Consider the following 24725-nt stretch of genomic DNA (forward strand, 5'->3'; position numbering starts at 1 on the left):
CGCGTACGTGGTCACCCGCCGTCGGGGTGCCTCAATTGATGCTTACCGTTTTCATTCATCTCAGTATGCTTCCGAACGCACAAACGGGCCGCGTGACCCCAGTGGGGGTCACGCGGCCCGTCGGTGTACCTGAGGCTCAGTGGCCGCCGTTGGCCTGGAAGCGCTTGTACGAGGCCTCGATCTCGGCCTCGGCGTCGGCACGGCCGACCCAGTCGGCGCCCTCGACGGACTTGCCGGGCTCCAGGTCCTTGTAGACCTCGAAGAAGTGCTGGATCTCCAGGCGGTCGAACTCGGACACGTGGTGGATGTCGCGCAGGTGCTCGACGCGCGGGTCGGAGGCCGGGACGCAGAGCAGCTTGTCGTCGCCGCCCGCCTCGTCGGTCATCCGGAACATGCCGATCGCGCGGCACTTGATGAGGCAACCGGGGAAGGTCGGCTCGTCCAGGATCACCAGGGCGTCCAGCGGGTCGCCGTCCTCGCCCAGGGTGTTCTCGACGAAGCCGTAGTCCGCCGGGTAGCTGGTGGACGTGAAGAGTCGACGGTCCAGGCGGATACGGCCGGTCTCGTGGTCGACCTCGTACTTGTTCCGCGAACCCTTCGGAATCTCGATGGTGACGTCGAACTCCACGGGTGGCTCCTCCATGATCAGCACATACTTCGGGTGGTTAAGTGTCCCTCACGCAGATGTGTGATCGCGAAAGGGGCAGGTCGTCGTGGACGAGCGCATGACTTGGCGGTGGCTCCGGCGGCCGCTGCCGCTGCTGCGGCGGCTTGCCGTCAGGCCTGCCGGGCAACTCCGGACAGCCAAGACATGGCAGGTCACGACAGGCTCCGCCGCCGTGGGCCTCGCCGTCGCGGCCGTGGCGGTCACCGCGGCCGGGCCCTGGGACTCCTCCGGTCAGCGTACGGCGGAGCGTCGCTCCGCCGCCTCTCAGGAGGCCGGGGGTGGCGCAGATCACCTTGGCTTTCCGGGAACGGGGGGCCCGGAGGCCGCTCCGAGCGCCCCTGCCGTGCTCGCCGGGCTCGGCGCCCCCGCGCGCGCGAAGCCGGGCGGCAAGGCGCTCTCCGACGTCCTGGAGCCGGTCCTGAAGGACCGGGCGCTCGGCCCCGAGCGCTCCGCGGTCGTCGTCGACGTCACCACCGGCAAGCGCCTGTACGGCGAGCGCGCGGGCGACGCCCTGACACCCGCCTCCACCACCAAGATCGCTACAGCCGTGGCCGCGCTCTCCGCCGTGGGCCCCGATCACCGCCTCACCACGCGCACCGTCCTGGAACGCGGCTCCCGGAAGGTCGTCCTGGTCGGCGGCGGCGACCCCACGCTGACCGCGCGCAAGGAGGGCCGCTACGTGACGGGCTTCGCCGATCTGCGCGAGCTGGCCGACGACACGGCCCGCGCCCTGAAGAAGCGCGGCACCAAGGGCCGGGTGACCCTCTCGTACGACACCTCCCGGTACGCGGGCCCCGCACAGCACCCCATCGGACCGAACGAGAACATCACGCCGGTCAGCCCCCTCATGGTCGACGAGGGCCGCCTCGACGACTCCACGTCGGGCCCCGCCCCGCGCAGCACCGACCCGGCGGCGGACGCCGCCCGCAAGTTCGCGGACCTGCTGCGCGAGCGGGGCGTCGACGTGCAGGGCGACCCCGGCCCCGCCAAGGCCTCCCCGCGCGCGGCCAAGCTGGCACGGACCTCCTCGCCCGCCCTCTCCGTGCTCGTCGAGCGCATGCTGACCCACAGCGACAACGACATCGCCGAGGCCCTCGCGCGCGAGACCGCCCGGGCGAGCGGGGAGCGGCCGAGCTTCGCCGGCGGCTCCCAGGCCGTCCGGGCCCGGCTGAAGAAGCTCGACCTCCCCTTGTCGGGGGCCGAGTTCGCCGACGGCAGCGGCCTCGACCGCGAGGACCTGCTCAGCGCGGACCTGCTCGCCGCGCTGCTCGCCCGCGCCGCCGACCGCGACCACCCGGAGCTGCGCTCCGTGGTCACGGGACTGCCCGTCGCGGGCTTCACCGGCACCCTCGTCGACCGCTACCCGAAGGGGTCGCCGGGCACGGGCCTGGTCCGCGCCAAGACCGGCACGCTCACGGGCGTCAACGCCCTGGCCGGCACGGTCGTCACCGCCGACGGGCGGCTGCTCGCCTTCGCCTTCATGACGACGGGCACCACGGACGCGACCGGCGCCCAGGCGGCCCTGGACGCCATGGCCTCGGCGACAGCCGCCTGCGGCTGCGCCTCCTGACGCGCCCCGCGGGGCCGTGAGCCCGGCCGAAGGGCGCCCCAACCCGGTACGCGCGCGCGGCCGACCACGTACCGTTGACACATGACGAGCCTCGGTGGTGCGGAGATGGTCGACTGGAATCTCGCGGTGGCGACCGCGACCCGGCTCGTGCGGCCGGGCCCGGAGGTGAGCCGGGACGAGGCCCGCGCCGTGGTCGCGGAGCTGCGCCGGCACGCCAAGTCCTCGGAGGAGCACGTCCGTTCCTTCACCAGGATGGGGACGGACGAGACCCATGACACGCCCGTCCTCGTGGTCGACCGCGCGGGCTGGGTCCGGGCGAACGTGGCAGGGTTCCGGGAGGTCCTCAAGCCCCTCCTGGAGAAGATGAGGGACCGCCGCGGCAGCGGTCCGGGCGGCGCCGTCCTCGGCGCGGTCGGCGGCAAGGTGACGGGCGTGGAGCTGGGCATGCTGCTGTCCTTCCTCGCGTCCCGTGTCCTCGGCCAGTACGAGACCTTCGCCCCGGCCACCCGCGAACTGCCCGCGGGGGCGAACGGCGGCGGCAGGCTCCTCCTCGTGGCGCCGAACATCGTGCACGTGGAGCGCGAACTGGACGTCGACCCGCACGACTTCCGCCTCTGGGTGTGCCTGCACGAGGAGACGCACCGTACCCAGTTCTCGTCCGTGCCGTGGCTGCGCGACCACCTGGAGAGTGAGATCCAGGCGTTCCTCGGGGAGACCGAGGTGGACCCGATGACCGTCCTGGAGCGCATCAGGGAGGCCGCGCAGAGCCTCGCGGGCGGGCGCCCCGAGGCCGAGGAGGACGACGGCGGCCGCTCCTTCGTGGACCTGGTCCAGACGCCCACGCAGCGCGAGATCCTGGCCCGCCTGACGGCCGTGATGTCCCTCCTGGAGGGCCACGCGGACTACGTGATGGACGGCGTGGGCCCCGGCGTCGTGCCGTCCGTCGGTGAGATCCGGGAGAAGTTCAAGGAGCGCCGCCAGCGCGGTGCGAGCCGCCTGGACCAGGCGCTGCGCAAGCTGCTCGGCCTGGACGCCAAGCTGCGGCAGTATCGCGACGGGGAGCGCTTCGTGCGGGCCGTCGTCGACGAGGTCGGCATGGACGGCTTCAACCGCGTATGGACCTCTCCGAACACACTTCCCACCAAGGCGGAGATCGCCAAACCAGCGGACTGGGTCGCGCGGGTGCACCGTAAGGCAGACTGAGCGAACAGATGCGGCCGACGGCAGGAGAACGCCCCCGTTATCACCCGTCCGAGGGACCGTGAGCCATGGGTAGGCGTGCAATGCTCGGGTAACGGCTCGGTTCTGTCACCATCGACACACTCTCAGTGACCGATTGTGTGGGGATCATGGGATCCGTACCTCGCGACCCCCACGCGAGGGCGCTGAGTGACAGCCCCGAGGCTCACCCCCGAACTTCATGAAGGGAACCAACCGGAATGGGTCCCCATCCTGCGGTCGCGGCGATACGCCTGGCGGTCCGCCGCGTACTTCACGACGTACTGACCGACGTCGCCGCCCAGCGCGAACTCGACTCCCCGCACTCCCCCCACGCAGACGCGCACGCCCCCCACACCCCCCACACGGTGGGCCCCGCACACGAGCCGCCCCCCTCGCCGCTCGTGCTCGTGGCGTGCTCGGGCGGCGCCGACTCCATGGCGCTCGCCTCCGCCCTCGCCTTCGAGGCCCCCAAGCTGGGCATCCGCGCCGGTGCCGTCACCGTCGACCACGGCCTCCAGGCGGGCTCCGACCTGCGCGCCGCCGAGGTCGTCGCGCGCATGACCACCCTCGGCCTCGACCCGGTCGAGTCGCTCGCCGTGTCGGTGGGCCGTGACGGCGGCCCCGAGGCCGCCGCCCGCGACGCCCGGTACGCGGCCCTGGACGCCGTCGCCGACCGGCACGGCGCCGCCGCCGTGCTGCTCGGGCACACCCGCGACGACCAGGCCGAGACGGTCCTGCTCGGTCTCGCGCGCGGCTCCGGCATCCGCTCCCTGTCCGGCATGGCCGCCGTGTCCGGCACCCGCGGCCGCTACCGCCGGCCGTTCCTGCACATCGACCGGCAGACCGCGCGCAAGGCGTGCATGGTCCAGTCCCTGCCGGTCTGGGACGACCCGCACAACGCGGACCCGGCCTACACCCGCTCCCGCCTGCGCCACGAGGGCCTGCCCGCCCTGGAGAAGGCGCTCGGCAAGGGTGTCGTGGAGGCCCTCGCCCGTACGGCCCAGCTCTCCCGGGACGACGCCGACGCGCTCGACGCCTGGGCCGCCCAGGCCGAGACGTCCGTGCGGGACGCGTCCGGGCGCCTGGAGTGCGCGAAGCTCTTCGCCCTCCCGCCCGCGGTGCGCCGCCGCATCGTGCGGCGGGCGGCCATCGAGGCCGGTGCTCCGGCGGGCGCGCTGTTCGCCCGGCACATCGAAGAGGTCGACCGGCTCATCACCGGATGGCGCGGCCAGGGGGCCATCAATCTCCCGGGCAAAGTCGTCGCTCAGCGGCAGGGTGGCAGACTGGTGATCCGGCAAGGCTGACGCGGAAGACCGGTGGCAACTGGTTCCAGCTGTTTTCCCGACTCTTCTCCGCGGGCCGGTGGGACGACCGAAAGTGATGCGGGTGGACGCGAAAGACATGGGCACCGACCTCCAGTCGGTGCTCATCACCAAGGAAGAGATCGACGCGAAGCTGGCCGAGCTGGCCGCGAAGATCGACGCGGAGTACGCGGGCAAGGACCTGCTCATCGTCGGCGTGCTGAAGGGCGCCGTCATGGTCATGGCGGACCTGGCTCGCGCCCTGTCCACCCCGGTCACCATGGACTGGATGGCCGTGTCGTCGTACGGCGCGGGCACCCAGTCCTCCGGAGTGGTCCGGATCCTCAAGGACCTCGACACCGACATCAAGGGCAAGCACGTCCTGATCGTCGAGGACATCATCGACTCCGGCCTGACCCTGTCGTGGCTGCTGTCCAACCTCGGCTCGCGCGAGCCCGCGTCCCTCAAGGTGTGCACGCTGCTGCGCAAGCCGGAGGCCGCGAAGGTCGCGATCGACGTCGAGTGGGTGGGCTTCGACATCCCGAACGAGTTCGTCGTCGGCTACGGCCTGGACTACGCGGAGAAGTACCGCAACCTGCCGTTCGTGGGCACGCTCGCCCCGCACGTGTACGGCGGCTGACGGCGCCCGACTTGCGCGGGGAGGCCCGGGCGGCGTAAGACGCCCGGGAACCCCCAGCCGTTTCCCGCCGTTGGAGCATGCGAAGGCGGGATTGCCAGCCGTCCCGTGCGGCTTCGGGTCACAATGCTGGGGTACCGTCCGAAGAACAGTCTTTTATCAAACTCACTATGGCAGGAGGTACGGAGCGTCATCGCTCCGTGTGGATGGACGTGAAGCGATACTTCCGTGGGCCAGTCATGTGGATCGTCCTGGCCGTCCTTGCCGTGGTCGTGTTGATGCAGGTCGTCGGTTCGGGCGGCGGCTACAAGACAGTGGACACCGGCCAGGTCGTGCAGGCCATCGACCAGAACAAGGTCAAGTCGGCGAAGCTGACCACCGGTGATGACCACACCATCAAGGTCGAGCTGAAGGACGGCCAGAAGGTCAAGGGCAGCAGCAAGGTCCAGGCGAGCTATATCGGCGACCAGGGCGTCGACATCGCCAAGTCCTTGCAGGCCAAGTACCAGGACAAGCAGATCCCCGACGGCTACACGGTGTCGCCGTCGAAGCAGAACCCGTTCGTCGGCATCCTGCTCTCCCTGCTCCCCTTCGTCCTCATCGTCGTCGTCTTCCTGTTCCTGATGAATCAGATGCAGGGCGGCGGCAGCCGGGTCATGAACTTCGGCAAGTCCAAGGCCAAGCTCATCACCAAGGACACCCCCAAGACGACGTTCGCCGACGTCGCCGGTTCGGACGAGGCGGTCGAGGAGCTCCACGAGATCAAGGAGTTCCTCCAGGAGCCCGCCAAGTTCCAGGCCGTCGGCGCCAAGATCCCCAAGGGCGTGCTGCTCTACGGCCCGCCCGGTACGGGCAAGACGCTCCTCGCGCGCGCCGTCGCGGGCGAGGCGGGCGTCCCGTTCTACTCGATCTCCGGTTCCGACTTCGTCGAGATGTTCGTCGGTGTCGGTGCCTCCCGTGTCCGTGACCTCTTCGAGCAGGCCAAGGCGAACGCCCCGGCGATCGTCTTCGTCGACGAGATCGACGCCGTCGGCCGCCACCGCGGCGCCGGGCTCGGCGGCGGTCACGACGAGCGCGAGCAGACGCTCAACCAGCTGCTCGTCGAGATGGACGGCTTCGACGTGAAGGGCGGCGTCATCCTGATCGCCGCCACGAACCGCCCGGACATCCTCGACCCGGCCCTCCTGCGGCCCGGCCGCTTCGACCGGCAGATCGCCGTCGACCGCCCGGACATGCAGGGCCGTCTGGAGATCCTCAAGGTCCACCAGAAGGGCAAGCCGGTCGCTCCGGACGTCGACCTCGCGGCGGTCGCCCGCCGCACCCCGGGCTTCACCGGCGCGGACCTGAGCAATGTGCTGAACGAGGCGGCGCTGCTCACCGCCCGCAGCGACAAGAAGCTCATCGACAACCACATGCTGGACGAGGCCATCGACCGCGTCGTGGCGGGCCCGCAGAAGCGGACCCGGATCATGTCCGACAAGGAGAAGAAGATCACCGCGTACCACGAGGGCGGACACGCCCTGGTCGCGGCGGCTTCCCCGAACTCCGACCCGGTGCACAAGATCACGATCCTGTCCCGCGGCCGTGCCCTCGGCTACACGATGGTCCTGCCGGACGAGGACAAGTACTCCACCACGCGCAACGAGATGCTCGACCAGCTGGCCTACATGCTGGGCGGCCGCGCGGCGGAGGAGCTGGTCTTCCACGACCCGACCACCGGTGCGGCCAACGACATCGAGAAGGCCACCGCCACGGCCCGCGCGATGGTCACGCAGTACGGCATGACCGAGCGGCTCGGCGCGATCAAGTTCGGCGGCGACAACACCGAGCCGTTCCTCGGGCGCGAGATGGCGCACCAGCGCGACTACTCGGAAGAGGTCGCGGCGCTGGTCGACGAAGAGGTCAAGAAGCTCATCGAGACCGCGCACAACGAAGCCTGGGAGATCCTCGTCGAGAACCGCGACGTCCTGGACAACCTCGTCCTCGCGCTGCTCGAGAAGGAGACCCTCGGCAAGGAGGAGATCGCCGAGGTCTTCGCCCCGATCGTCAAGCGCCCGGCCCGACCGGCCTGGACGGGTTCCACGCGGCGTACGCCGTCGACCCGCCCGCCGGTGCTCTCGCCCAAGGAGCTGTCCCTGACGAACGGCGCGAACGGCTCCGCCCCCGCGGTGACCGCCTCCAGCGCCTCTGCGGGCTCCACCGGTTCCACCGCGTCCAGCGGTGAGACCCAGTCCATCGAGGTGGCCCCGGAGGACCGCCCCGAGAGCTGATCCCGCGCGCCTCAGCAGGCCCGGAATGGATGCCGTGCCCCCCTGGTTCTAGCCTGGGGGGCACGGCTTTTTTCGGCCGTCCGCAAGTACCAGGAACCAGGAACGAGGCACAGATGACCGACCCCGTGACGCTGGCCGGCGAGGGCTCGATCGGCGAGTTCGACGAGAAGCGCGCCGAGAACGCCGTGCGGGAGCTGCTGATCGCGGTCGGCGAGGACCCGGATCGCGAGGGCCTGCGCGAGACGCCGGCCCGCGTGGCGCGCGCCTACCGGGAGATACTCTCCGGGCTCCGCCAGGAGCCCGAGGACGTCCTGACGACCACGTTCGACCTGGGCCACGACGAGATGGTCCTGGTGAAGGACATCGAGATCGTCAGCCTCTGCGAGCACCACCTGCTGCCGTTCCACGGCGTGGCGCACGTCGGCTACATCCCGGCGGACACCGGCAAGATCACGGGTCTGTCGAAGCTGGCCCGGCTCGTGGACGTGTACGCCCGCCGCCCGCAGGTCCAGGAGCGGCTGACCACGCAGATCGCCGACTCCCTGATGCGCATCCTGGAGGCGCGCGGCGCGATCGTCGTCGTGGAGGCCGAGCACATGTGCATGTCGGTACGCGGCATCCGCAAGCCCGGCGCCAAGACCACGACGTCGGCGGTGCGCGGCCAGCTCAGGGACGCGACGACCCGGGCCGAGGCGATGAGCTTGATACTGGCGCGCTGAGGCGGCTGAGAGGCGCGTAGGCGACGCCCACGGCCCTCCGGGGAGCCCGGGCTCCCCGGAGGGCCGTGGGCGTCTGTGGGGCCCTTGAGACGTCTTGAGGCGCCGGGTGGGGGCTGCTGGGGGCAGGCGGGGGTGCCCGGGTTCCGCCGCTGGGGTCCGGTTCACGCGGGTGGGGCCAGGTGCGTGCCGCCGGGGCCCGGTGCGTGCCGCTGGGGTCCGGTGCGTGCCGCCGGCGTCCCGGAGTGTCCGGTGCGTGCCGCTCGGGTGCGGCGCGGTGTGTCACGCCGCCGGGACAGCCGGGCCGGGGTGGCGGTACGGGCCAGGTGGTGGGGGGCGGTCAGGCCGCCGGGGCTGCGCCCCCGTGTTCGTCGTCGCCGTTCTCCGGCAGCTTGCACACGCGCTCCAAGAAGAACGCGGCCGCTATCACGCCGATGCCCGCGACCACCGAGAAGCCCGCGTAGTACGCCTGGTCGCGGCGGTCGGGGATGTCGAGGAACTCGAGCAGGAAGGCGCCCACGCCGCCGTACATCCCGCAGACCAGGGCCGCGACCAGGGCGCTCGCCTGGCCGAAGACCACCGCGCGGGCCGCCATCAGCGGCTCGACGCCCTTGGCCCCTGGCCGCCGCTCGCGCTGGGCCCGCAGCCGGGCGCGCAGCGAGATCGCCGTGGCGAGGAGCACCACGGCGATCACGGCGAGCACGATGGGCGCGGCGAGGGGCACGCGGGGCAGCGTGCCCACCGAGTTCCACAGCCGGGCGCCGGCCCAGGAGAGCACCCCGGCGACGACGAAGAGACCTGCCAGCGTCCTCACGCGCAGTTGCTTCATACCGGAGGTCGCCCCTTTTGCGTCTGTCTTCGCCGCTGTCCGCTGCCGCCTTCTCGGTAGACCCTAACGACTACTCGGGCAGGCGGAGTTCCAGGTCGGCGCGCGGCGTGACGCCCTCGCGGGTGACGCTCGCGAGCAGATCCGCCACCGGGCCGCGGCCGGTGAGCCGCGCCTCGGGCTCCACGTCGTGCCACGGGACGAGCACGAAGGCCCGCTCGTGCGCGCGCGGGTGGGGCAGGGTGAGCGCCGGGTCGTCCGAGACGACGTCGGCGTACGCCACGATGTCCACGTCGAGCGTGCGCGCGCCCCAGCGCTCGTCACGGACGCGGTGGAAGGCCTCCTCGACGGCCTGCGCGCGCTCCAGGAGCGAGGCCGGGGGGAGCGTGGTCTTCACGACCACCACCGCGTTGAAGTACGCGGGCTGCGAGCCGGGCTCGACGCCCCAGGGCTCCGTCTCGTACACGGGAGAGACCGCTTTGACGCGCAGGCCCGGGGTGTCCTCCAGGGCGTCGACGGCGCCCTGGAGGGTCTCCAGGCGGTTGCCCAGGTTCGCACCGAGGGAGAGGACGGCGCGGCGGGGGTTCGAGAGCGTGGTGTCGGCGGCGTCCACCTGCTCCACCACGGAGGCGGGTACCGGCTGGACGGTGGGGTCGCTGTGGGGGCTCATACGCGGCTCCGGGTGATGGTGACGGTCACGTCGTCGAACGGGACGGTGATCGGGGCGTCCGGCTTGTGCACGGTGACCTCGACCTCCAGGACGCCGTCGTGCTTCAGACAGGCCTGGGCGATGCGCTCGGAGAGCGTCTCGATGAGATTCACCGGCTCGCCCTCCACGACGGCCACGACCTCCTCCGCCACGATGCCGTAGTGCACGGTCTTCGCCAGGTCGTCGTCGGCAGCGGCCGCACGGGTGTCCAGGCCCAGGACCAGGTCCACGATGAAGGTCTGGCCTTCCTCGCGCTCCCGCGGAAAGACACCGTGGTGCCCGCGGGCCTTCAAGCCGCGCAGCGCGACACGATCCACGCGAATCACTCCTGACAGTCGTCGGTACGGCCGGTCCCTGCCGAGTGCGGTCGGCACCCCAGCCACGTTCGAATCTACCTGCGAGCACCGACAGCGATCGCCCGCGGGGCTGCCGGACGACTCCGCCGCCGGCGTTCGCGGGTGCCCCTACCCACTCAGGGCGGGGCCCCACCCCCTCAGGACGGGGTCTCCTCGTCCTCGTCGTCACCGGATTCCGCGAGGACGGGCGAGGCGTGGTGCGACCACAGCTTCCAGCCCTCGGACGTGCGGCGGAACACGTTCGTCGCGACCACCAGCTGACCGACGAGCGGGCCCAGCTCGTCGCCGTCCCGGGGTGCCGGGCCGCCGCTGAGGATGTTCTCCGTGCAGGTGACCAGGGCCGTGTCCGCGGCCACGCTGACCCGGACGTCGGTGAGGAAGAACTGGATGTACTCGGTGTTGGCCATGATCAGCGCGTACGACCGCAGGACCTCGCCGCGGCCGGTGAGCACCGGCCAGCCCGGGTGCACGCAGGAGATCGCGGCGGCGCCCTCGTCCTCGCCGCCGAATCCGTCGAGGTCGTCGCTGAAACCGTCTGGGTCGTCGCTGAAACCGTCGGGATCGCCGGGTTCGCCGCCGCTGTCGGAGGCCGTCCCGTCGGCCGTTTCGTCGGCCGTCCTGTCGGCCGTTTCGTCGGCCGCCGAGGTGTCCTTGGCGTCCGCGTAGACCTCGGTGACTCCGGTGTCCCCGGCGACCCCGGTGTCTTCGTCGTCCCCCAGGCCCGCGGGGAGGCGGGTGAGGGCGGTGGTCAGGCTGGAGGGGCCGCCGCGGCCGGTGCCGTCCGCGAGGTCGGCCGGGTCGAGCCAGAGGTCCGTGACCGCGTCGAAGTCGCCGCGCTCCAGCGCTTCGTAGAAGGCGGTGTTCGCCCTCTCGACCTGCTCGATGTCCGTGCTGGCGCGTGTCACCGAGTGCCCGCCGCTCCGGCCGCGCCCCCGGCGCCCCGTGCCGCGTCCGTGACCGCCCGCGCCACCCGTACCGCGTCCGCCGTCGCCCGTACCTCGTGCACCCGGACCGCCCAGGCGCCCTGGTGCGCGGCGATCGCGGAGACGGCGGCCGTGGCCGCGTCCCGCTCGCGGGCGGGGGGCGGCGAGCCGCCGGGGCCCGCGAGGACCCGGCCGAGGAAGCGCTTGCGGGACGCGGCGACGAGCACGGGCCGGCCGAGGTCGTGCAGCCGGTCGAGGCGCGCCAGGAGCGCCAGGTCGTGCTCGGCGTCCTTGGAGAAGCCGAGGCCCGGGTCGATGACGATCCGCTCCGGGGCGATGCCGCCCGCGATCGCGGCCTCCACGCGCGCGTGGATCTCGTCGACGACTTCGGAGACCACGTCCTCGTACACCGGCTTGGCGTGCATGTCCGTGAGGAAGCCGCGCCAGTGCATCACCACGAACGGCGCTCCCGCGGCGGCCACCGCCGGGACCATGTCCGGGTCGGCGAGGCCTCCGGAGACGTCGTTCACGAGCACCGCGCCGGCCGCGAGCGCCTGGCGGGCCACGGAGGCGCGCATGGTGTCCACGGACACCGTGACGCCCTCGGCGGCCAGGCCCCGCACCACGGGCACCACGCGCCGCAGCTCCTCGTCCTCGTCCACGCGCGGGGCGCCCGGACGGGTCGACTCGCCGCCCACGTCGACCAGGTCGGCGCCCTGGGCGACGAGGTCGACGCCGTGCTTCACGGCGGCCGTGGTGTCGAACCAGCGGCCGCCGTCGGAGAAGGAGTCCGGGGTCACGTTCACGACGCCCATGACCGCACAGCGGTCCCACTGGGGGAGCCCCTCGACCGATCCCCGCCCGCGCAACGTACTCATGCCTCCAGCCTAGGCCCGTGTGCGCGGGTGTTACGCCGCGCGGACCTCGTGCTGCTCGGCCGACCGCGCCGACTGGTGCGGGCAGGGGCGGGGGCCCGCGGTGCGGCGGCGCAGGAACCGCGGCAGGGCGAGGGTCACGAAGCCCTCCGCCTGCATGGCCGCGAAGCCGATCCGGGGCAGGTCACGGCTGGACCGGTAGACCACGAAGCGCGGCTCCCAGCGGGGCTGGAACTTGGCGTTGAACTTGTACAGCGACTCGATCTGGAACCAGCGCGAGAGGAAGACGAGCAGGCCCCGCCAGGCCCGCAGGACCGGGCCCGCGCCCAGCTTCTCGCCGCGCGCGAGGGCGGCGCGGAACATCGCGAAGTTCAGGGACATGCGCGCGACGCCCAGCTGCGGCGCGGCCTGGAGCGCGGCCACGATGAGCAGCTCGTTCATGCCCGGGTCCGCGCTGCGGTCGCGGCGCATGAGGTCGAGCGAGACGCCGTCCTTGCCCCACGGCACGAAGTGCAGCACGGCCTTCAAGTCGCCGTACGGGCCAGGCTGTTCGTCGGTCTTGTGGGCGGTCGCGATCAGACAGTCGCCGTCCGCGGGGTCGCCGATGCGGCCGAGGGCCATGGAGAAGCCGCGCTCGGTGTCGGTGCCCCGCCAGTCGTCGGCGGCCCGCTGGATGCGCTCCAGCTCCTGCTCGCCGAGGTCACGGATGCGCCGTACGCGCGTCTCGTAGCCATTGCGCTCGATCCGCTTGACCATCTGGCGCACGTTGCGCATCGCGCGCCCGGACAGGGAGAAATCCGCGACCTCCACCACCGCCTCGTCACCCAGTTCCAGGGCGTCGAGGCCGGTCTCGCGCGTCCACACCTGGCCGCCGGTCTCGGAGCAGCCCATGACGGCGGGCGTCCAGGAGTGGGCCTTGGCCTCGTCCATGAAGCGCTCGATCGCGCCCGGCCAGGCCTCGACGTCACCGATGGGGTCGCCGGATGCCAGCATCACGCCCGACACGACGCGGTACGTGACCGCGGCCTTGCCGCTGGGCGAGAAGACCACGCCCTTGTCGCGGCGCAGCGCGAAGTGGCCGAGCGAGTCGCGGCCGCCGTGCTTGGCGAGCAGCTCGCGCAGCTGGGTCTCGTCGTCCTCGGTGAGGCGCGCCGCCGGGTGCTCCGGGCGGAAGGCCAGGTAGATGGTGGTGAGGGCGGTGAGCAGGCCCAGGGCGCCGAGCGAGAAGCCGACGGTCCAGGGGGTGCGGCCCGTGTAGTCGACGGGGCCCTCGAAGCCGAAGAGGCCGTACAGGACGTGCATCAGGCGCTCGGAGATGCTGGGGTCGCCCACGACCTTGTCCGGGTGCACGCTGACGATCACCAGGCCGAGCGCGAGGGACCCGGCGCCGAGCACGACGAAGTTCGCGAGCGCCCGCCAGCGGCTGCGCGGGTCGGGCAGCGCGGCGAACTCACGGCGGTGCCGGAGCAGCAGCACGAGCAGCGCGATCGGGATCAGCACCCCGATGAACGAGTGCCGGTATGTGAACTGCGCCACGGCGCCGAGTGGCAGCAGCACCACGGCGGCGCGCCACGCCCGGCGCTTGTTGCGGCGCAGGCCGTGCGCGAGGAGCAGCAGGAGCACGCCGCAGCTGAGCGCGAGCGCGGCGGCGAACGGCCCGAAGAGACCGGGCAGGACCTCGGCGAACGTGTGCAGACGGCTGTGGCGGAAGCGGGGGAACACCCCCGCCGCCACGTTCAGGAGCCCTACCAGCGCACAGGCTCTGGCGACCAGGGCGGGGACGGCTTCGGGGCGGGGGCCGCGGAGGATGCGGCGCAGCCCACCCTTGCCTCCTGGAACCGCACCCGACATTTCCCCATCTATCCTGACAGACATCGCATCCCGTAGTTCCGCGAGAGAGCTTCGATCCGGTGCCAAATCCGGCAACCGGCAATATTGCGCCCTCTAGGACGGTCCTTCGGGGACACGGGTTCACTCCGAACCGGAAAACCAGCTCAAAGCTGGCGGAAAAGGCATGGCAAGGCCGAGGAAAGCCCCGGCCAAACCCGGACCAAGGGCTCTGCCCCGGTCCCGGAGCCCGCCCTTCCGGCCCCCGGGAGTGAACAGGCAGAAAGCGCAGGCAGGATCTTCCCATGGGTCTCACGAGCAACAAAGTGCTGGCACTCGCGATCGCGCTGGCCGTGCTGCTGTTCATCGGCACGATCTGGCTGTGGCCGCGGCTCGCACGCCGCAGCTGGCGCGCCATCACCGGGCGCGTCGGGCTGCTCCTCGCCACGCAGGTCGCGGTCTTCGCCTCGATCGGTCTCTACACGAACCAGGCGTTCGGCTTCTACGCGAGCTGGGCGGACCTCCTCGGGCAGGAGACCGAGCAGGGCGTGGTCGTGGACCACGACGTGCTCAAGGGCGAGAAGGGCCCGGTCAAGGTGACGGACACGCAGACCGTGGACGTCCCCGGCGGCGAGACGCCCCGTATCGGCGGCCAGATCCAGAAGGTCCAGGTCCAGGGCCGGAACTCGAAGATCGCCAGCCCCGCGTACGTCTACCTGCCGCCGGAGTACTTCCAGCCGCAGTACAAGCACCGCACCTTCCCCTCGGCCGTCGTCCTGACCGGCTACCCCGGCACCGCCGAGGCGCTCATCAAGGGCCTGCACTACCCGCAGACCGCCCACAAGCAGGTCCGCCAGGGCAAGATGCAGCCGATGATCCTGGTCATGCTGCGGCCGACCGTGGCGCCGCCGCGCGACACCGAGTGCGTGGACATCCCCGGCGGCCCGCAGTCGGAGACCTTCTTCGCCCGGGACCTGCCGGACGCCATCACCCAGCACTACCGCGCCGGCAAGAAGCCCGACTCCTGGGGCATCATCGGCGACTCCACGGGCGGCTACTGCGCGCTGAAGCTCGCGATGCACCACCCCGACGTGTACGGCGCCGGGGCGAGCCTGTCCGGGTACTACAAGGCCGCCCAGGACGTCACCACGGGCAACCTCTTCCACGGGGACAAGGACCTGGAGAACCAGGCCAACCTCATGTGGTACCTGGATCACATGCCGCCCCCGAAGACCTCCCTGCTGCTCAGCAGCAGCAAGAAGGGCGAGGGCAACTACAAGGACACCCTCAAGTTCATCGACAAGGTGAAGCCGCCGACGCGCGTCTCGTCGATGATCCTCGACAGCGGCGGCCACAACTTCAACACCTGGCGGCGGGAGATCCCGGGGTCCCTGGTGTGGCTGAGCGAGCGCCTGACGGGCGGCTCGGACGTGCGGTAACCGCTCGGCCTGCCCTCTCTTCGCCTGCGCCCGCCCGCCCCGTCCCGTCTCGCAGGACGGGGCGGGCGGGCGCGGTCATGAGTGCCGGGCGAGCGCTTCAGACGCCCGTGACCGAAGCCACGCTCTCCAGCTCCACGTCCCCGCGCGCGATGGCCAGCGCGTCCGCCGCGGTGGAGCGCCGCAGCGCCTCGTGCAGCCGCGCGGGCGTCAGCACCCCGAGGAACCGCCCCTCACTGTGCTCGTCGATGACGGCGATCCACCCCGCGTCGTGCTGGAGCATCGTGGAGAACGCCTGCTTCAGGCTCGCGCCCACCGGCAGCCACGCCTCCATGCGCCGCGCATGCTCGCGGACCGTACCGGTGCCCACGCGCGCGTGCTCCGCGGAGATCCAGCCGTGCAGGTTGTTCTCGCCGTCCAGGACGACGGCCCAGCGGGCGTCCAGCTCCTTGGGCAGCGCGTCGTCGAGGTGCACGACCGGCGGCTGCTCCAGGTCGCCCTCCTCGATCGGCGTCACCGAGAGGCGCTTCAGGCCCCGGTCCGCCCCTACGAAGTCCGCGACGTACTCCGTGGCGGGCGCGCCGAGGACGGTCGAGGGGGTGTCGAACTGCTCGATGCGGCCGTGGCCGTAGACGGCGATGCGGTCGCCGAGCCGGACCGCCTCCTCGATGTCGTGCGTGACGAACAACACGGTCTTGCGCACGGCCTGCTGAAGGCGCAGGAACTCGTTCTGGAGGTGCTCGCGCACCACCGGGTCGACCGCGCCGAACGGCTCGTCCATCAGAAGAACCGGCGGGTCGGCCGCCAACGCCCGTGCCACGCCCACGCGTTGGCGCTGGCCGCCGGAGAGCTGCTCGGGGTAGCGGTCGCCGTACACGGACGGGTCGAGGCCGACCAGGTCGAGGAGTTCGGCGGCGCGCTCACGGGCCTTGCCGCGCTTGACGCCGAGGAGGTGCGGGACGGTCGCCGTGTTGTCCAGGACCGTCTTGTGCGGGAACAGGCCGACCTGCTGGATGACGTAGCCGATGCGGCGGCGCAACTGGACCGGGTCGATGTCCGATATGTCGTCGCCGTCGAGGAATATGCGCCCGCTGGTGGGCTCGATGAGCCGGTTCACCATCTTCATCGTCGTGGTCTTGCCGCAGCCCGAAGGGCCGACGAGCGTGACCAGTTCACCCTCGTCGACCTCGAAGGACAGGTCGTCGACGGCTGTCGTGCCGTCCGCGTACCGCTTGGTCACATGCTCGAACCGGATCATGAGTCCCCATTGTGGCGCGTGTGCTGAGAGGGCCATGGTGCGCCCGCGTCTGTGAAGGCAGTGTTGCGCCCGCACGACGAGTCTCGGCGATTGTCAGTGCTCGGCGTTAGGGTCGCGGGACAGATGGACGTGTGTGTTCGGGCACGTGTCACGGCCCGTGCGGGGCCCGGGTGGAGGGGCCGCGCGCGGCCGGCGCACGCGGTCCGCGCGCCGGGTCGGCCCGTGCGGTCGACAGGACACGCGGCGCGTGTGCGATGGAGCACACGCCCGATCGGCATGGCTTCGGGGAATCGGGGGAGGCGGGGCGGGTGAGCAAGCGGAACTGTCTCGTGACGAACGACTGGATCTGCGGCGAGTACGTCCGCTCGCGCAGTGAGGAGTTGATCGACGCGACGGTGCAGCACGTCGGCATCACGGCCGTGTCCGTGGCGATAGGCGTGGCGGTGTCGCTGCCGCTCGCCCTGCTGGCGCGGCGCTGGCGGTTCCTCGCCGCGCCCATCCTCGGCGTGACGACGGTGCTGTACTCGATCCCGTCCCTCGCGATGTTCTCGCTGCTGCTCCCGTTCTTCGGCCTGTCCGCGTCACTCGTGGTCACGGGCCTCGTCCTGTACTCCCTGACGATCCTCGTGCGGAACATCCTCGCGGGTCTGCGCGCGGTCCCCGAGGAGGCGCGGGAAGCCGCCAAGGGCATGGGGTACGGCCCGCTGCGGCTGCTGTGGGAGGTCGAGCTGCCGCTGGCGCTGCCCTCGCTGCTCGCCGGCGTGCGCATCACCACGGTCTCGACGGTGGCGCTCACCACGGTCGGCGCCATCGTGGACAAGGGCGGCCTGGGCACGATGATCCTCGACGGCCTGGACACCCAGTTCAAGGCCCAGGTGCTCACGGCGTCCGTGCTGTGCGTCCTGCTCGCGCTCGTGGCCGACCTGCTGCTGCTCGGCCTCCAGCGCCTGCTCACCCCGTGGACCCGGGCCCATCGAATACGTACGAGCCGTTTCTCGCGCAAGGCGGACGCGGCCCCTGGTGTGGGCAAGGTGGCTGAGCCCGTATGAACGCGATATCCGGTGCCTATGAATGGCTGACCACGTCCGCCAACTGGCAGGGCGAGAAGGGGGTGTGGCACCGGCTCGCCGAGCACCTCTACTTCAGCGGGGTCTGCCTCGTCGTGTCGTGCGCCATCGCGCTGCCGATCGCCCTGCTGCTCGGGCACATCGGCAAGGGCGGCGCCCTCGCGGTGAACATCTCGAACGTGGGGCGCGCGGTGCCGACCCTCGCCGTGCTCGTCCTGCTCACGCTCACCCCGCTCGGCGAGCACGGGGACGTGCCGACGCTGATCGCCCTCGTCCTGTTCGCCGTGCCGCCGCTCTTGACGAACGCGTACGTGGGCATGCGTGAAGTGGACCGCTCGGTGGTCGAGGCCGCGCGCGGCATGGGGATGAGCGGCCGTCAGGTCTTCGGCCGGGTCGAGCTGCCGCTGGCGTACCCCCTGATCATGACGGGGGTGCGGTCGGCCGCGGTGCAGGTCGTCGCCACGGCGACGCTCGCCGCGATGGCGGGCGAGGGCGGCCTGGGCCGGATCATCACGGCCGGGTTCAACTTGCAGAACACGCCGCAGGTGGTCGCGGGCGCTTTCCTGGTGGCGCTGCTCGCCCTGGTCGTGGAGGGTGTGCTCGTCGCGCTGGGGTGGGCCTTCGACCCGATGCGGGGGCGGTCCCGTATGCGCGCCTGAGCACCTGACGGAGCCTCGGGCCCCGCTTCGCATCTCGGCCCGCGTCTTCCTCGCACCCTTGCTTTGTGATCTTGAAACTCTCGAATGGTGGTTCACCGATGAACAGCAGAACGCGTCGCGCGCGACGGATGGCAGGGACGGCCGTGGCCGTCGTGACGCTGGGCGCGGGCCTCGCCGCGTGCGGCGGGGACAGCCTGGAGGACGACAAGGACTCCGGCGGCAAGGGCTCGATCGTGGTGGGCTCGGCGCGGTTCACCGAGCAGAAGGTGCTCGCCGAGCTGTACGCGGGCGTGCTGCGGGACGCCGGATACGACGCCTCGGTGAAGACCGTGCAGAACCGCGAGGTGTACGAGCCGGAGCTGAAGAAGGGCTCCATCGACGTCGCCCCCGAATACGCGGCCACGCTCACGGAATTCCTGAACCTGAAGAAGAACGGCTCGGACGCGAAGCCGGTCGCGTCCAGTGATCTCGGGGCGACCGTCCGCGAACTGACCGAGCTGGCGAAGCCGCGTGGCCTCAAGGTGCTTCCGGCCGGTGACGCGGTCGACCAGAACGCGTTCGCGGTGACCGCGGATTACGCGAAGGAGCACAAGCTCAAGACGCTTTCTGATCTTGGCAAGTCCGGTGAGAAGGTCAGGATCGCCGCCGGTGACGAATGCGAGACGCGGCCGTTCTGCGCCCCCGGCCTGAAGGCGAAGTACGGCATCGACGTCGCCGGTATCGACCCCAAGGGCGTCGGCACCACCCAGTCGAAGCAGGCCGTGAAGAACGGCACGGACCAACTGGTCCTGACGACCACCACGGACGCGACGCTGAAGAACTTCGGCCTCGTGATCCTCGAGGACGACAAGAAGCTCCAGAACGCCGACAACATCCTTCCCGTGGTCAACGAGAAGTCGGCGGGCGACAAGGAGATAGCCAACGCGCTCGGCAAGCTCACCAAGGCGCTCACGACGGACGACCTCATCGAACTGAACCGCAAGGTCGACGAGGAGCGCCAGAAGGAAGGCGATGTCGCGAAGGACTATCTGAAGTCCAAGGGCCTGATCAAGAAGTAAGCGCGGAGATCGCGTGCCGGGTTGCGGAATCCGGCCGGAGGCGGTGGAGTGACCGGTCGGAGAAGAAGTGGCTCGGCAGGGTGGGGAGTTGCGGTGGGGGCACCGGGATTTTGGCGGGCGGGGCACCAGACTTCGCCTACGCGCGGTAAGTTTCTGGCCATGCCACGTGGACGTCACCGCCATTCCCCACCACTGCACAGGCTGCTTCCTCCCTCGGCGGTCGCAGGCTTCTCCCTCGTCTGCGCCGGCGGCGCCTGGATGTTCGCGGAACCCGTCGTGCTGCGCGGGCTCGCCGCCGCCGCGGCCGCGAGCGCCGTCCTGGGCTCGGTCGTCATGCGCCGCTGGGACCGGGCCGCGGGCAAGCGGGTCGCCGAGCTGAGCAGGGCGCGCGCGAGCGAGGAATGGCGGTACGAGGAGCGCATAGCGGAGTGCGAGTCCGACCTCGACGAGGCGCGTGAGCTGCGCGCCAAGCTGGAGAACAAGCTGCGCTCCAAGCGAGCGGAACTGGCCGCGCTGCGCAACGAGCACGCGGCGCTGCTGCGCCGCTACGCGACGGCCGAGACCGAGCGGGCCAGCGCCCTCGAAGGGCGGCGGCTGCTCGCCATCGGGGCCACGGCCCCCACGCGCGAGCTGCCCGCGGGAGCCGCGGAGGACTCCGCCGAGACGCCCGAGGCCTCGCTGTACGAGCGGGCCGCCGCGGCGCTCGACCGCCTGGTGCAGCGGGAGGCCCGGCCCGAGCCCCTGCCGGAGCCGGAGGCCGCCGAGGACGAGACGGACGGCGAAGGGCCGAGCGAGCCCGAGGCGGCCGACGGCCACGAGCGTGCGGCGGGCGCGCAGCTGATGGTTCCGGCCGCGGCGGCCGTCGTACCGCCGGTGCGGGCCCGCAGGACGGCGGGCGAGGGCGGCTTCGACTTCTTCGGTACGAAGGCCACGGCTCCGGCCGCGCTCGACGCCGTGCAGAACGAGGACCTCGCCGACGTCGTGGGCGAGGAGGCCCTCGCGGTGCACAAGGCGGAGGCCGAGGCCGAGTTCAAGCCGTCGGACGCGGTGACCGACGCCGAGCGTGGCGTCGGCCAGGTCATCGACCTGACGGCCCATGACGAGACGGAACAGATCGACCTGAAGGGTCTCCGCACAGCCCTCCGGGCCTGACCGCGAGGGCGGAGGGCGGGGTGGGTCAGGCCATCCAGCGGTCGGGGCGCGCGGCGCGGCGGCCCGTGCGGGACCGCTCCGCCTGCCCCCGCAACAGCTCCGCCGCCTCCCGTGAGGGCCGCAGCCGGGCCGTCACCGTGTGCCCCGCCCCGGTGTCCACCTTCACGTCGGCGACGCCCTTGAACCGCTCCCAGGGCCCCTGCACGAGCCTTACGCTCTGCACCTTCGCGTGCGGCACCAGGGAGAGGCGCCGCCGGAGCAGCCCGTGCCGCGCGGCGAACACCGCGTCGGTGACGGCGAGCCCGTGCCCCTTCCACCACACCGGGACGCACCACGACGCGCGCGCGGGCGGCCGGGACAGCTCGTCCGGGCCGGGCACCCGCACGCCCGGCAGGACCTGCGCGATCACCGACTCGGCCAGCTCGCGCGGTGCGACGGGGACGAGGACGCCGTTCGCCGAGCCGGCCACGTCCAGCTCGACCCGCACCCAGCCGAACCGGCGCCACAGCAGCGGCTCCACGAGCCGTACGGTCTGCACGCGGCCGGGCGGCACCGTCTCGTGCGCCTTGTCGAGCAGCCCGTGGTCCAGACGCAGACCGTCCGGGGACTCGCCGACCGTCCAGTCGTACTCCCCGACGAAGCGGCCGACGCTGCTGGCGAACGCGCCGCCGAGCATGGGGATGCCGGTCGCGACGACCGTCCACAGGCTGTGCGTGAGGAACCAGAGCACGGTCGGGACGACGAGCGTGGCGAGCAGGAGCAGCCAGGGCGCGCCGGTGAGCAGGACGGAGACGGCGAGCATGCGCGGCGGCACGTGCAGCAGCTGCCGCGAGGGCGCCTCGCCGACCTCGTGGGCCGTCTCGGGGGCGAAACCGGCCGCCCGCGCGAGGAGTTCGGCACGCAGCGCGGAGGCGTCGCGCTCGCTGAGATAGGCCAGCTCGTCCTTCTTGTCCGTGCCGACCACGTCCAGCTTCAGCTTGGTGACGCCGACGACGCGGGCCGCGAGCGGCTGGGTCAGGTCGACGGCCTGGAGCCGGTCGAGCCGGATGTGCGCGGTGCGCCGGAACACCAGGCCCGTACGGATCCGCAGCTCGGTGTCGGTGACCGCGAAGTGGGTGTACCACCAGCTGAGGAAGCCGTACAGGGAGCCGCCGACGAGGACCGCCGTGGCGACCAGGGCGAGCGAGGTGGCGGTCATGTCGGCCATGCGGCGCTGGGCGCCGTCCGGGTCGTGGAAGGCCCAGCCCGTGAGCACGGCGACGGGCGCCCAGGCCCGCCGCAGCGGCGTCACGGGATGCAGCCGCCGCTCCCGCGAGCCCGCGCGGGGCCCGGGCGCGGCCTCCTCGCGCGGCGCCGGGGCCGGCTCCCCGGTCACAGCCCCGCCGATCGGGCCTCGCCCAGCTCGGTGAGGCGGTCGCGCAGGCGCTCGGCCTCCTGCGGGTCGAGGCCGGGGATGCGGGCGTCCGTGGCGGCGGCAGCGGTGTGCAGCTGGACGCCGGCGAGACCGAAGTACCGCTCCACGGGCCCTGAGGTCACCTCGACGAGCTGCATGCGGCCGTACGGCACGACCGTCTCCTCGCGCCACAGCACGCCGCGGCTGATGAGCAGGTCGTCCGCCCGCTCCGCGTACCGCCAAGACCGCCAGTTGCGCTCCAGGAGGACCCAGCTCCAGGCCGCGAGGGCGAGCGGAAGGACCGCGAGGACGGCCCAGGCGGGTCCGGCGAACAGGCCGAGCAGCACTCCGAGCGCCACCGCGACCGGCACCAGCCAGACCAAGAGCAGCAGCCGGCGCATCTTCAGCAGCCCGCGCGGCAGCCCCGTCCACACGGGCTCGCCCGCGTCCGCTCCCGGCGCCGTACCCGACGCCCCCGTCCCCGTTTCCATGCCTCAAGCCTACGTACGGCAGCTGACAGTGGCGTGGCCGCGCCCGTGCGTCAGACTGTGCGCATGAGCCCCACGACGGAGCACAGGAAGACGCGGACCGCGGCGGGTACCGAGCTGACCGAGACGACGGTCGGGGTCGGCGGCGCCGCCGAGAGCACCGACATGGTGCTGAACATCGGCCCGCAGCACCCCTCCACACACGGTGTGCTGCGCCTGCGCCTCGTCCTGGACGGCGAGCGCATCGAGCACGCGGAGCCGGTCATCGGCTATATGCACCGGGGCGCGGAGAAGCTCTTCGAGGCGCGCGACTACCGGCAGATCGTGATGCTGGCCAACCGCCACGACTGGCTGTCGGCGTTCTCGAACGAGCTGGGCGTGGTGCTGGCCGTCGAGCGGATGCTCGGCATGGAGGTGCCCCCGCGCGCGGTGTGGACGCGCACGCTGCTCGCCGAGCTGAACCGCGTGCTGAACCACCTGATGTTCCTCGGTTCGTACCCGCTGGAACTGGGCGGCATCACGCCGGTCTTCTACGCCTTCCGGGAGCGCGAGGAACTCCAGAACGTCATGGAGGAGATCTCCGGCGGCCGGATGCACTACATGTTCAACCGGGTCGGCGGCCTCAAGGAGGACCTGCCCGCCGGCTGGACCACCCGCGCGCGTACGGCCGTCGCCTCGGTGCGGTCCCGCATGGACGTGTACGACCGTCTGGTGCTCGGCAACGAGATCTTCCGGGGGCGCACGCGCGGGGTTGGCGTGCTCTCCGAAGAGGCGGTGCACGCCTACGGGGTGAGCGGACCCATCGCCCGTGCCTCCGGTGTCGACTTCGACCTGCGCCGCGACGAGCCGTATCTGGCGTACGGGGAGCTGGGTGACGTCCTGAAGGTGGTCACCCGCGAGGAGGGTGACTGTCTGGCGCGCTTCGAGTGCCTCCTGGAGCAGACGCACAACGCGCTCGACCTCGCGGACGCCTGCCTGGACCGGATCGTCGAGCTGCCCCAGGGGCCCATCAACCAGCGCCTGCCGAAGGTCCTCAAGGCCCCCGAGGGCCACACGTACGCGTGGACGGAGAACCCGCTCGGCATCAACGGCTACTACCTGGTGTCCAAGGGTGAGAAGACCCCGTACCGGCTCAAGCTCCGCTCGGCGTCGTACAACAACATCCAGGCGCTCACCGAGCTGTTGCCGGGGCAGCTGGTCGCCGACATGGTGGCGATCCTGGGGTCACTGTTCTTCGTGGTCGGCGACATCGACAAGTAGGCCGGTGACATCGGCGGGCAGCGGGTCTGCGATGCCCACCGGCTGCACCAGCCAGCCGAAGTCGCCGAGCCCGCCTCGCGCGGTCAGCTCGGCGGCCTCTCCCGCGCGCGTGAGGGCGCGTACGTACGCGGCCGGGTCGGCGGAGGCCAGGGCCAGCGGCGGACGGCCGCCGCTCACCCCCAGGGCGGCGAGGGCGGCCCGCTGGGTGAGCAGGTGCCCGCCGGGCCGGGCGCAGGCGTCGAGGGCCACGTGGGCGGTGACATCGCGGTCGCCGTCGGGCACGGGCGCGGTCTCCCGGCCCTCGCGGAAGCCCGTCAGCGTCCCGAAGGGCGGGCGCGCGTCCCGGGTGTGCGCGTAGTCGACGGCGACCGCGAGGCCCCGGTCCAGCGTCGCCACGGCGTCCGCCCAGGCCGCGTCCCGGGGGCTGCCGATCTCCGCCCGCAGGCCGGGCTCGGTGCCCAGGGGCCACCACCGGGCCAGCCAGTCGGCGTCGGGGCCCGTCACGGGGCCGCCCAGCTCCTCGGTGCCGTCCTCGTGGACGAGGACCCGGCGCACCGAGCCGTCGGGCGCGGTCTCGGCGACGTCCAGGGGGACGTTGTCGAGCCACTCGTTGGCGAAGAGCAGGCCGCTCACCCCGGAGGGCGGCGCGGCACACCACCGGACGCGCGGATCGAGGTCTTCGGGGCGCGCGGCGCGTTCCACCGCGTACGCGCGCGTGCGGGCCGCCACCTCGGCGGGCAGCTCCGCGAGGACGCCCGCCGTCAGCTCGCCCCGGCCCGCGCCCACGTCCACGAACGCCAGCTCCCGCGGGTGCCCGAGCGCGGCGTCCACGCGGCGCAGGAGCCGGGCCACAGCGGCCGCGTACAGGGGCGAGGCGTGCACGGAGGTGCGGAAGTGGCCCGCCGGCCCCTCGGGGCGGCGGTAGAAGCCCTGCGGCCCGTACAGGGCCTCCTCGGTGGCCTCCCGCCAGCCCCGTGCGGGGCGCCCTGCCGCTCGCTGTGCCTCGTGTCTCACGGCGAGAAGGCTATGCGGCCTCCACCTTGGGGAGTACGAGAC

The 24725-nt window shown here is 71.9% G+C and carries 23 protein-coding genes and 1 pseudogene; 12 read left to right on the plus strand and 12 right to left on the minus strand.

All coding sequences use genetic code 11. From position 1 onward, the window contains the following. Nucleotides 1–136: 136 nt before the first annotated feature. Nucleotides 137–628: an inorganic diphosphatase gene (locus AC07GB_RS16735; RefSeq protein ID WP_190134044.1), complete on the minus strand. Its 492-nt coding sequence runs from the start codon at nt 626–628 to the stop codon at nt 137–139. Nucleotides 629–725: 97 nt separating this feature from the next. Here AC07GB_RS16735 and dacB point away from each other — a divergent pair, with 97 nt between their 5' ends. The 6 genes from dacB (at nt 726) to folE (ending at nt 8385) form a co-directional block, all read left to right on the plus strand. After that, nucleotides 726–2237, plus strand: coding sequence for a D-alanyl-D-alanine carboxypeptidase/D-alanyl-D-alanine endopeptidase (gene dacB, locus AC07GB_RS16740; RefSeq protein WP_478846092.1), 1512 nt, complete (start codon nt 726–728; stop codon nt 2235–2237). Between the two features lie 81 nt (nt 2238–2318). Further along, the gene (locus AC07GB_RS16745; RefSeq protein ID WP_478845951.1) at nt 2319–3440 is read left to right on the plus strand and encodes a zinc-dependent metalloprotease; all 1122 of its coding nucleotides are present in this window, start codon (nt 2319–2321) and stop codon (nt 3438–3440) included. A gap of 236 nt (nt 3441–3676) precedes the next feature. Beyond that, nucleotides 3677–4762 carry a tRNA lysidine(34) synthetase TilS gene (gene tilS / locus AC07GB_RS16750; protein ID WP_478845953.1) on the plus strand — a complete coding sequence of 362 codons (1086 nt, stop codon included), beginning with the start codon at nt 3677–3679 and terminating at the stop codon, nt 4760–4762. Between the two features lie 76 nt (nt 4763–4838). Further along, nucleotides 4839–5399, plus strand: coding sequence for a hypoxanthine phosphoribosyltransferase (gene hpt / locus AC07GB_RS16755; protein ID WP_030679974.1), 561 nt, complete (start codon nt 4839–4841; stop codon nt 5397–5399). A gap of 203 nt (nt 5400–5602) precedes the next feature. Beyond that, on the plus strand, nt 5603–7666 hold the full coding sequence (ftsH, locus tag AC07GB_RS16760; RefSeq protein ID WP_478846094.1) for an ATP-dependent zinc metalloprotease FtsH: 2064 nt from the start codon (nt 5603–5605) through the stop codon (nt 7664–7666). 113 nt (nt 7667–7779) lie between these two features. Further along, nucleotides 7780–8385, plus strand: a complete 606-nt coding sequence (gene folE / locus AC07GB_RS16765) for a GTP cyclohydrolase I FolE (RefSeq protein ID WP_478845955.1) — start codon at nt 7780–7782, stop codon at nt 8383–8385. A gap of 337 nt (nt 8386–8722) precedes the next feature. Here folE and AC07GB_RS16770 read toward each other — a convergent pair whose 3' ends face one another. The 7 genes and pseudogenes from AC07GB_RS16770 to AC07GB_RS16800 form a co-directional block, all read right to left on the minus strand. Beyond that, the gene (locus tag AC07GB_RS16770) at nt 8723–9211 is read right to left on the minus strand and encodes a DUF3180 domain-containing protein (RefSeq protein WP_478845957.1); all 489 of its coding nucleotides are present in this window, start codon (nt 9209–9211) and stop codon (nt 8723–8725) included. Nucleotides 9212–9281: 70 nt separating this feature from the next. Next, the gene (gene folK / locus AC07GB_RS16775; protein WP_478845959.1) at nt 9282–9878 is read right to left on the minus strand and encodes a 2-amino-4-hydroxy-6-hydroxymethyldihydropteridine diphosphokinase; all 597 of its coding nucleotides are present in this window, start codon (nt 9876–9878) and stop codon (nt 9282–9284) included. Then, nucleotides 9875–10234 (minus strand): dihydroneopterin aldolase, encoded by a 360-nt coding sequence (folB, locus tag AC07GB_RS16780; protein ID WP_138961101.1) that lies wholly within the window; start codon nt 10232–10234, stop codon nt 9875–9877. The genes folK and folB overlap by 4 nt, the downstream gene beginning before the upstream one ends. A 176-nt stretch (nt 10235–10410) precedes the next feature. Further along, the gene (locus tag AC07GB_RS16785) at nt 10411–10992 is read right to left on the minus strand and encodes a nuclear transport factor 2 family protein (protein WP_478846096.1); all 582 of its coding nucleotides are present in this window, start codon (nt 10990–10992) and stop codon (nt 10411–10413) included. Nucleotides 10993–11058: 66 nt separating this feature from the next. Beyond that, a pseudogene (locus AC07GB_RS16790) lies at nt 11059–11178 on the minus strand (nuclear transport factor 2 family protein); the annotation flags it as partial. Further along, complete coding sequence (gene folP, locus AC07GB_RS16795) at nt 11175–12074, minus strand: dihydropteroate synthase (RefSeq protein WP_478845961.1); 900 nt, start codon at nt 12072–12074, stop codon at nt 11175–11177. The gene folP and the pseudogene AC07GB_RS16790, both read right to left, overlap by 4 nt. 30 nt (nt 12075–12104) lie before the next feature. Beyond that, nucleotides 12105–13922 carry a phosphatidylglycerol lysyltransferase domain-containing protein gene (locus tag AC07GB_RS16800; protein WP_478845963.1) on the minus strand — a complete coding sequence of 606 codons (1818 nt, stop codon included), beginning with the start codon at nt 13920–13922 and terminating at the stop codon, nt 12105–12107. A gap of 281 nt (nt 13923–14203) precedes the next feature. Here AC07GB_RS16800 and AC07GB_RS16805 point away from each other — a divergent pair, with 281 nt between their 5' ends. Continuing rightward, nucleotides 14204–15337 (plus strand): alpha/beta hydrolase, encoded by a 1134-nt coding sequence (locus AC07GB_RS16805; protein WP_478845965.1) that lies wholly within the window; start codon nt 14204–14206, stop codon nt 15335–15337. A gap of 97 nt (nt 15338–15434) precedes the next feature. Here AC07GB_RS16805 and AC07GB_RS16810 read toward each other — a convergent pair whose 3' ends face one another. Continuing rightward, nucleotides 15435–16592, minus strand: coding sequence for an ABC transporter ATP-binding protein (locus AC07GB_RS16810; RefSeq protein ID WP_478845967.1), 1158 nt, complete (start codon nt 16590–16592; stop codon nt 15435–15437). Between the two features lie 308 nt (nt 16593–16900). Here AC07GB_RS16810 and AC07GB_RS16815 point away from each other — a divergent pair, with 308 nt between their 5' ends. The 4 genes from AC07GB_RS16815 to AC07GB_RS16830 all read left to right on the plus strand — a co-directional run bounded on the left by AC07GB_RS16815 (nt 16901) and on the right by AC07GB_RS16830 (nt 20528). Then, nucleotides 16901–17641 carry an ABC transporter permease gene (locus AC07GB_RS16815; protein WP_478845969.1) on the plus strand — a complete coding sequence of 247 codons (741 nt, stop codon included), beginning with the start codon at nt 16901–16903 and terminating at the stop codon, nt 17639–17641. Beyond that, nucleotides 17638–18318, plus strand: a complete 681-nt coding sequence (locus tag AC07GB_RS16820; protein ID WP_478845971.1) for an ABC transporter permease — start codon at nt 17638–17640, stop codon at nt 18316–18318. The genes AC07GB_RS16815 and AC07GB_RS16820 overlap by 4 nt, the downstream gene beginning before the upstream one ends. A 98-nt stretch (nt 18319–18416) precedes the next feature. Then, complete coding sequence (locus AC07GB_RS16825; RefSeq protein WP_478845973.1) at nt 18417–19376, plus strand: ABC transporter substrate-binding protein; 960 nt, start codon at nt 18417–18419, stop codon at nt 19374–19376. 159 nt (nt 19377–19535) lie between these two features. Beyond that, on the plus strand, nt 19536–20528 hold the full coding sequence (locus AC07GB_RS16830; protein WP_478845975.1) for a hypothetical protein: 993 nt from the start codon (nt 19536–19538) through the stop codon (nt 20526–20528). Between the two features lie 25 nt (nt 20529–20553). Here AC07GB_RS16830 and AC07GB_RS16835 read toward each other — a convergent pair whose 3' ends face one another. Both AC07GB_RS16835 and AC07GB_RS16840 read right to left on the minus strand, forming a co-directional pair. Continuing rightward, nucleotides 20554–21828, minus strand: coding sequence for a PH domain-containing protein (locus AC07GB_RS16835; RefSeq protein WP_478846098.1), 1275 nt, complete (start codon nt 21826–21828; stop codon nt 20554–20556). A gap of 71 nt (nt 21829–21899) precedes the next feature. Then, nucleotides 21900–22412: a PH domain-containing protein gene (locus tag AC07GB_RS16840; RefSeq protein ID WP_478845977.1), complete on the minus strand. Its 513-nt coding sequence runs from the start codon at nt 22410–22412 to the stop codon at nt 21900–21902. 114 nt (nt 22413–22526) lie between these two features. Here AC07GB_RS16840 and AC07GB_RS16845 point away from each other — a divergent pair, with 114 nt between their 5' ends. After that, nucleotides 22527–23669, plus strand: a complete 1143-nt coding sequence (locus AC07GB_RS16845; RefSeq protein WP_478846100.1) for an NADH-quinone oxidoreductase subunit D — start codon at nt 22527–22529, stop codon at nt 23667–23669. Here the strand turns inward: AC07GB_RS16845 and AC07GB_RS16850 are convergent. After that, nucleotides 23634–24683, minus strand: a complete 1050-nt coding sequence (locus tag AC07GB_RS16850; RefSeq protein ID WP_478845979.1) for an SAM-dependent methyltransferase — start codon at nt 24681–24683, stop codon at nt 23634–23636. The genes AC07GB_RS16845 and AC07GB_RS16850 overlap by 36 nt on opposite strands. Between the last annotated feature and the right edge of the window lie 42 nt (nt 24684–24725).

The sequence above is a fragment of the Streptomyces sp. NPDC045778 genome, from assembly GCF_056431945.1.

What these genes read in the sequence shown, in the direction of transcription:
- dacB (WP_478846092.1), top strand. Translation starts at nt 726, where the DNA reads ATGACTTGGCGGTGGCTCCGGCGGCCGCTGCCGCTGCTGCGGCGGCTT.
- AC07GB_RS16745 (WP_478845951.1), top strand. Translation starts at nt 2,319, where the DNA reads ATGACGAGCCTCGGTGGTGCGGAGATGGTCGACTGGAATCTCGCGGTG.
- tilS (WP_478845953.1), top strand. Translation starts at nt 3,677, where the DNA reads ATGGGTCCCCATCCTGCGGTCGCGGCGATACGCCTGGCGGTCCGCCGC.
- hpt (WP_030679974.1), top strand. Translation starts at nt 4,839, where the DNA reads ATGCGGGTGGACGCGAAAGACATGGGCACCGACCTCCAGTCGGTGCTC.
- ftsH (WP_478846094.1), top strand. Translation starts at nt 5,603, where the DNA reads ATGGACGTGAAGCGATACTTCCGTGGGCCAGTCATGTGGATCGTCCTG.
- folE (WP_478845955.1), top strand. Translation starts at nt 7,780, where the DNA reads ATGACCGACCCCGTGACGCTGGCCGGCGAGGGCTCGATCGGCGAGTTC.
- AC07GB_RS16770 (WP_478845957.1), bottom strand. Translation starts at nt 9,211, where the DNA reads ATGAAGCAACTGCGCGTGAGGACGCTGGCAGGTCTCTTCGTCGTCGCC.
- folK (WP_478845959.1), bottom strand. Translation starts at nt 9,878, where the DNA reads ATGAGCCCCCACAGCGACCCCACCGTCCAGCCGGTACCCGCCTCCGTG.
- folP (WP_478845961.1), bottom strand. Translation starts at nt 12,074, where the DNA reads ATGAGTACGTTGCGCGGGCGGGGATCGGTCGAGGGGCTCCCCCAGTGG.
- AC07GB_RS16800 (WP_478845963.1), bottom strand. Translation starts at nt 13,922, where the DNA reads ATGTCGGGTGCGGTTCCAGGAGGCAAGGGTGGGCTGCGCCGCATCCTC.
- AC07GB_RS16805 (WP_478845965.1), top strand. Translation starts at nt 14,204, where the DNA reads ATGGGTCTCACGAGCAACAAAGTGCTGGCACTCGCGATCGCGCTGGCC.
- AC07GB_RS16810 (WP_478845967.1), bottom strand. Translation starts at nt 16,592, where the DNA reads ATGATCCGGTTCGAGCATGTGACCAAGCGGTACGCGGACGGCACGACA.
- AC07GB_RS16820 (WP_478845971.1), top strand. Translation starts at nt 17,638, where the DNA reads ATGAACGCGATATCCGGTGCCTATGAATGGCTGACCACGTCCGCCAAC.
- AC07GB_RS16825 (WP_478845973.1), top strand. Translation starts at nt 18,417, where the DNA reads ATGAACAGCAGAACGCGTCGCGCGCGACGGATGGCAGGGACGGCCGTG.
- AC07GB_RS16830 (WP_478845975.1), top strand. Translation starts at nt 19,536, where the DNA reads ATGCCACGTGGACGTCACCGCCATTCCCCACCACTGCACAGGCTGCTT.
- AC07GB_RS16840 (WP_478845977.1), bottom strand. Translation starts at nt 22,412, where the DNA reads ATGGAAACGGGGACGGGGGCGTCGGGTACGGCGCCGGGAGCGGACGCG.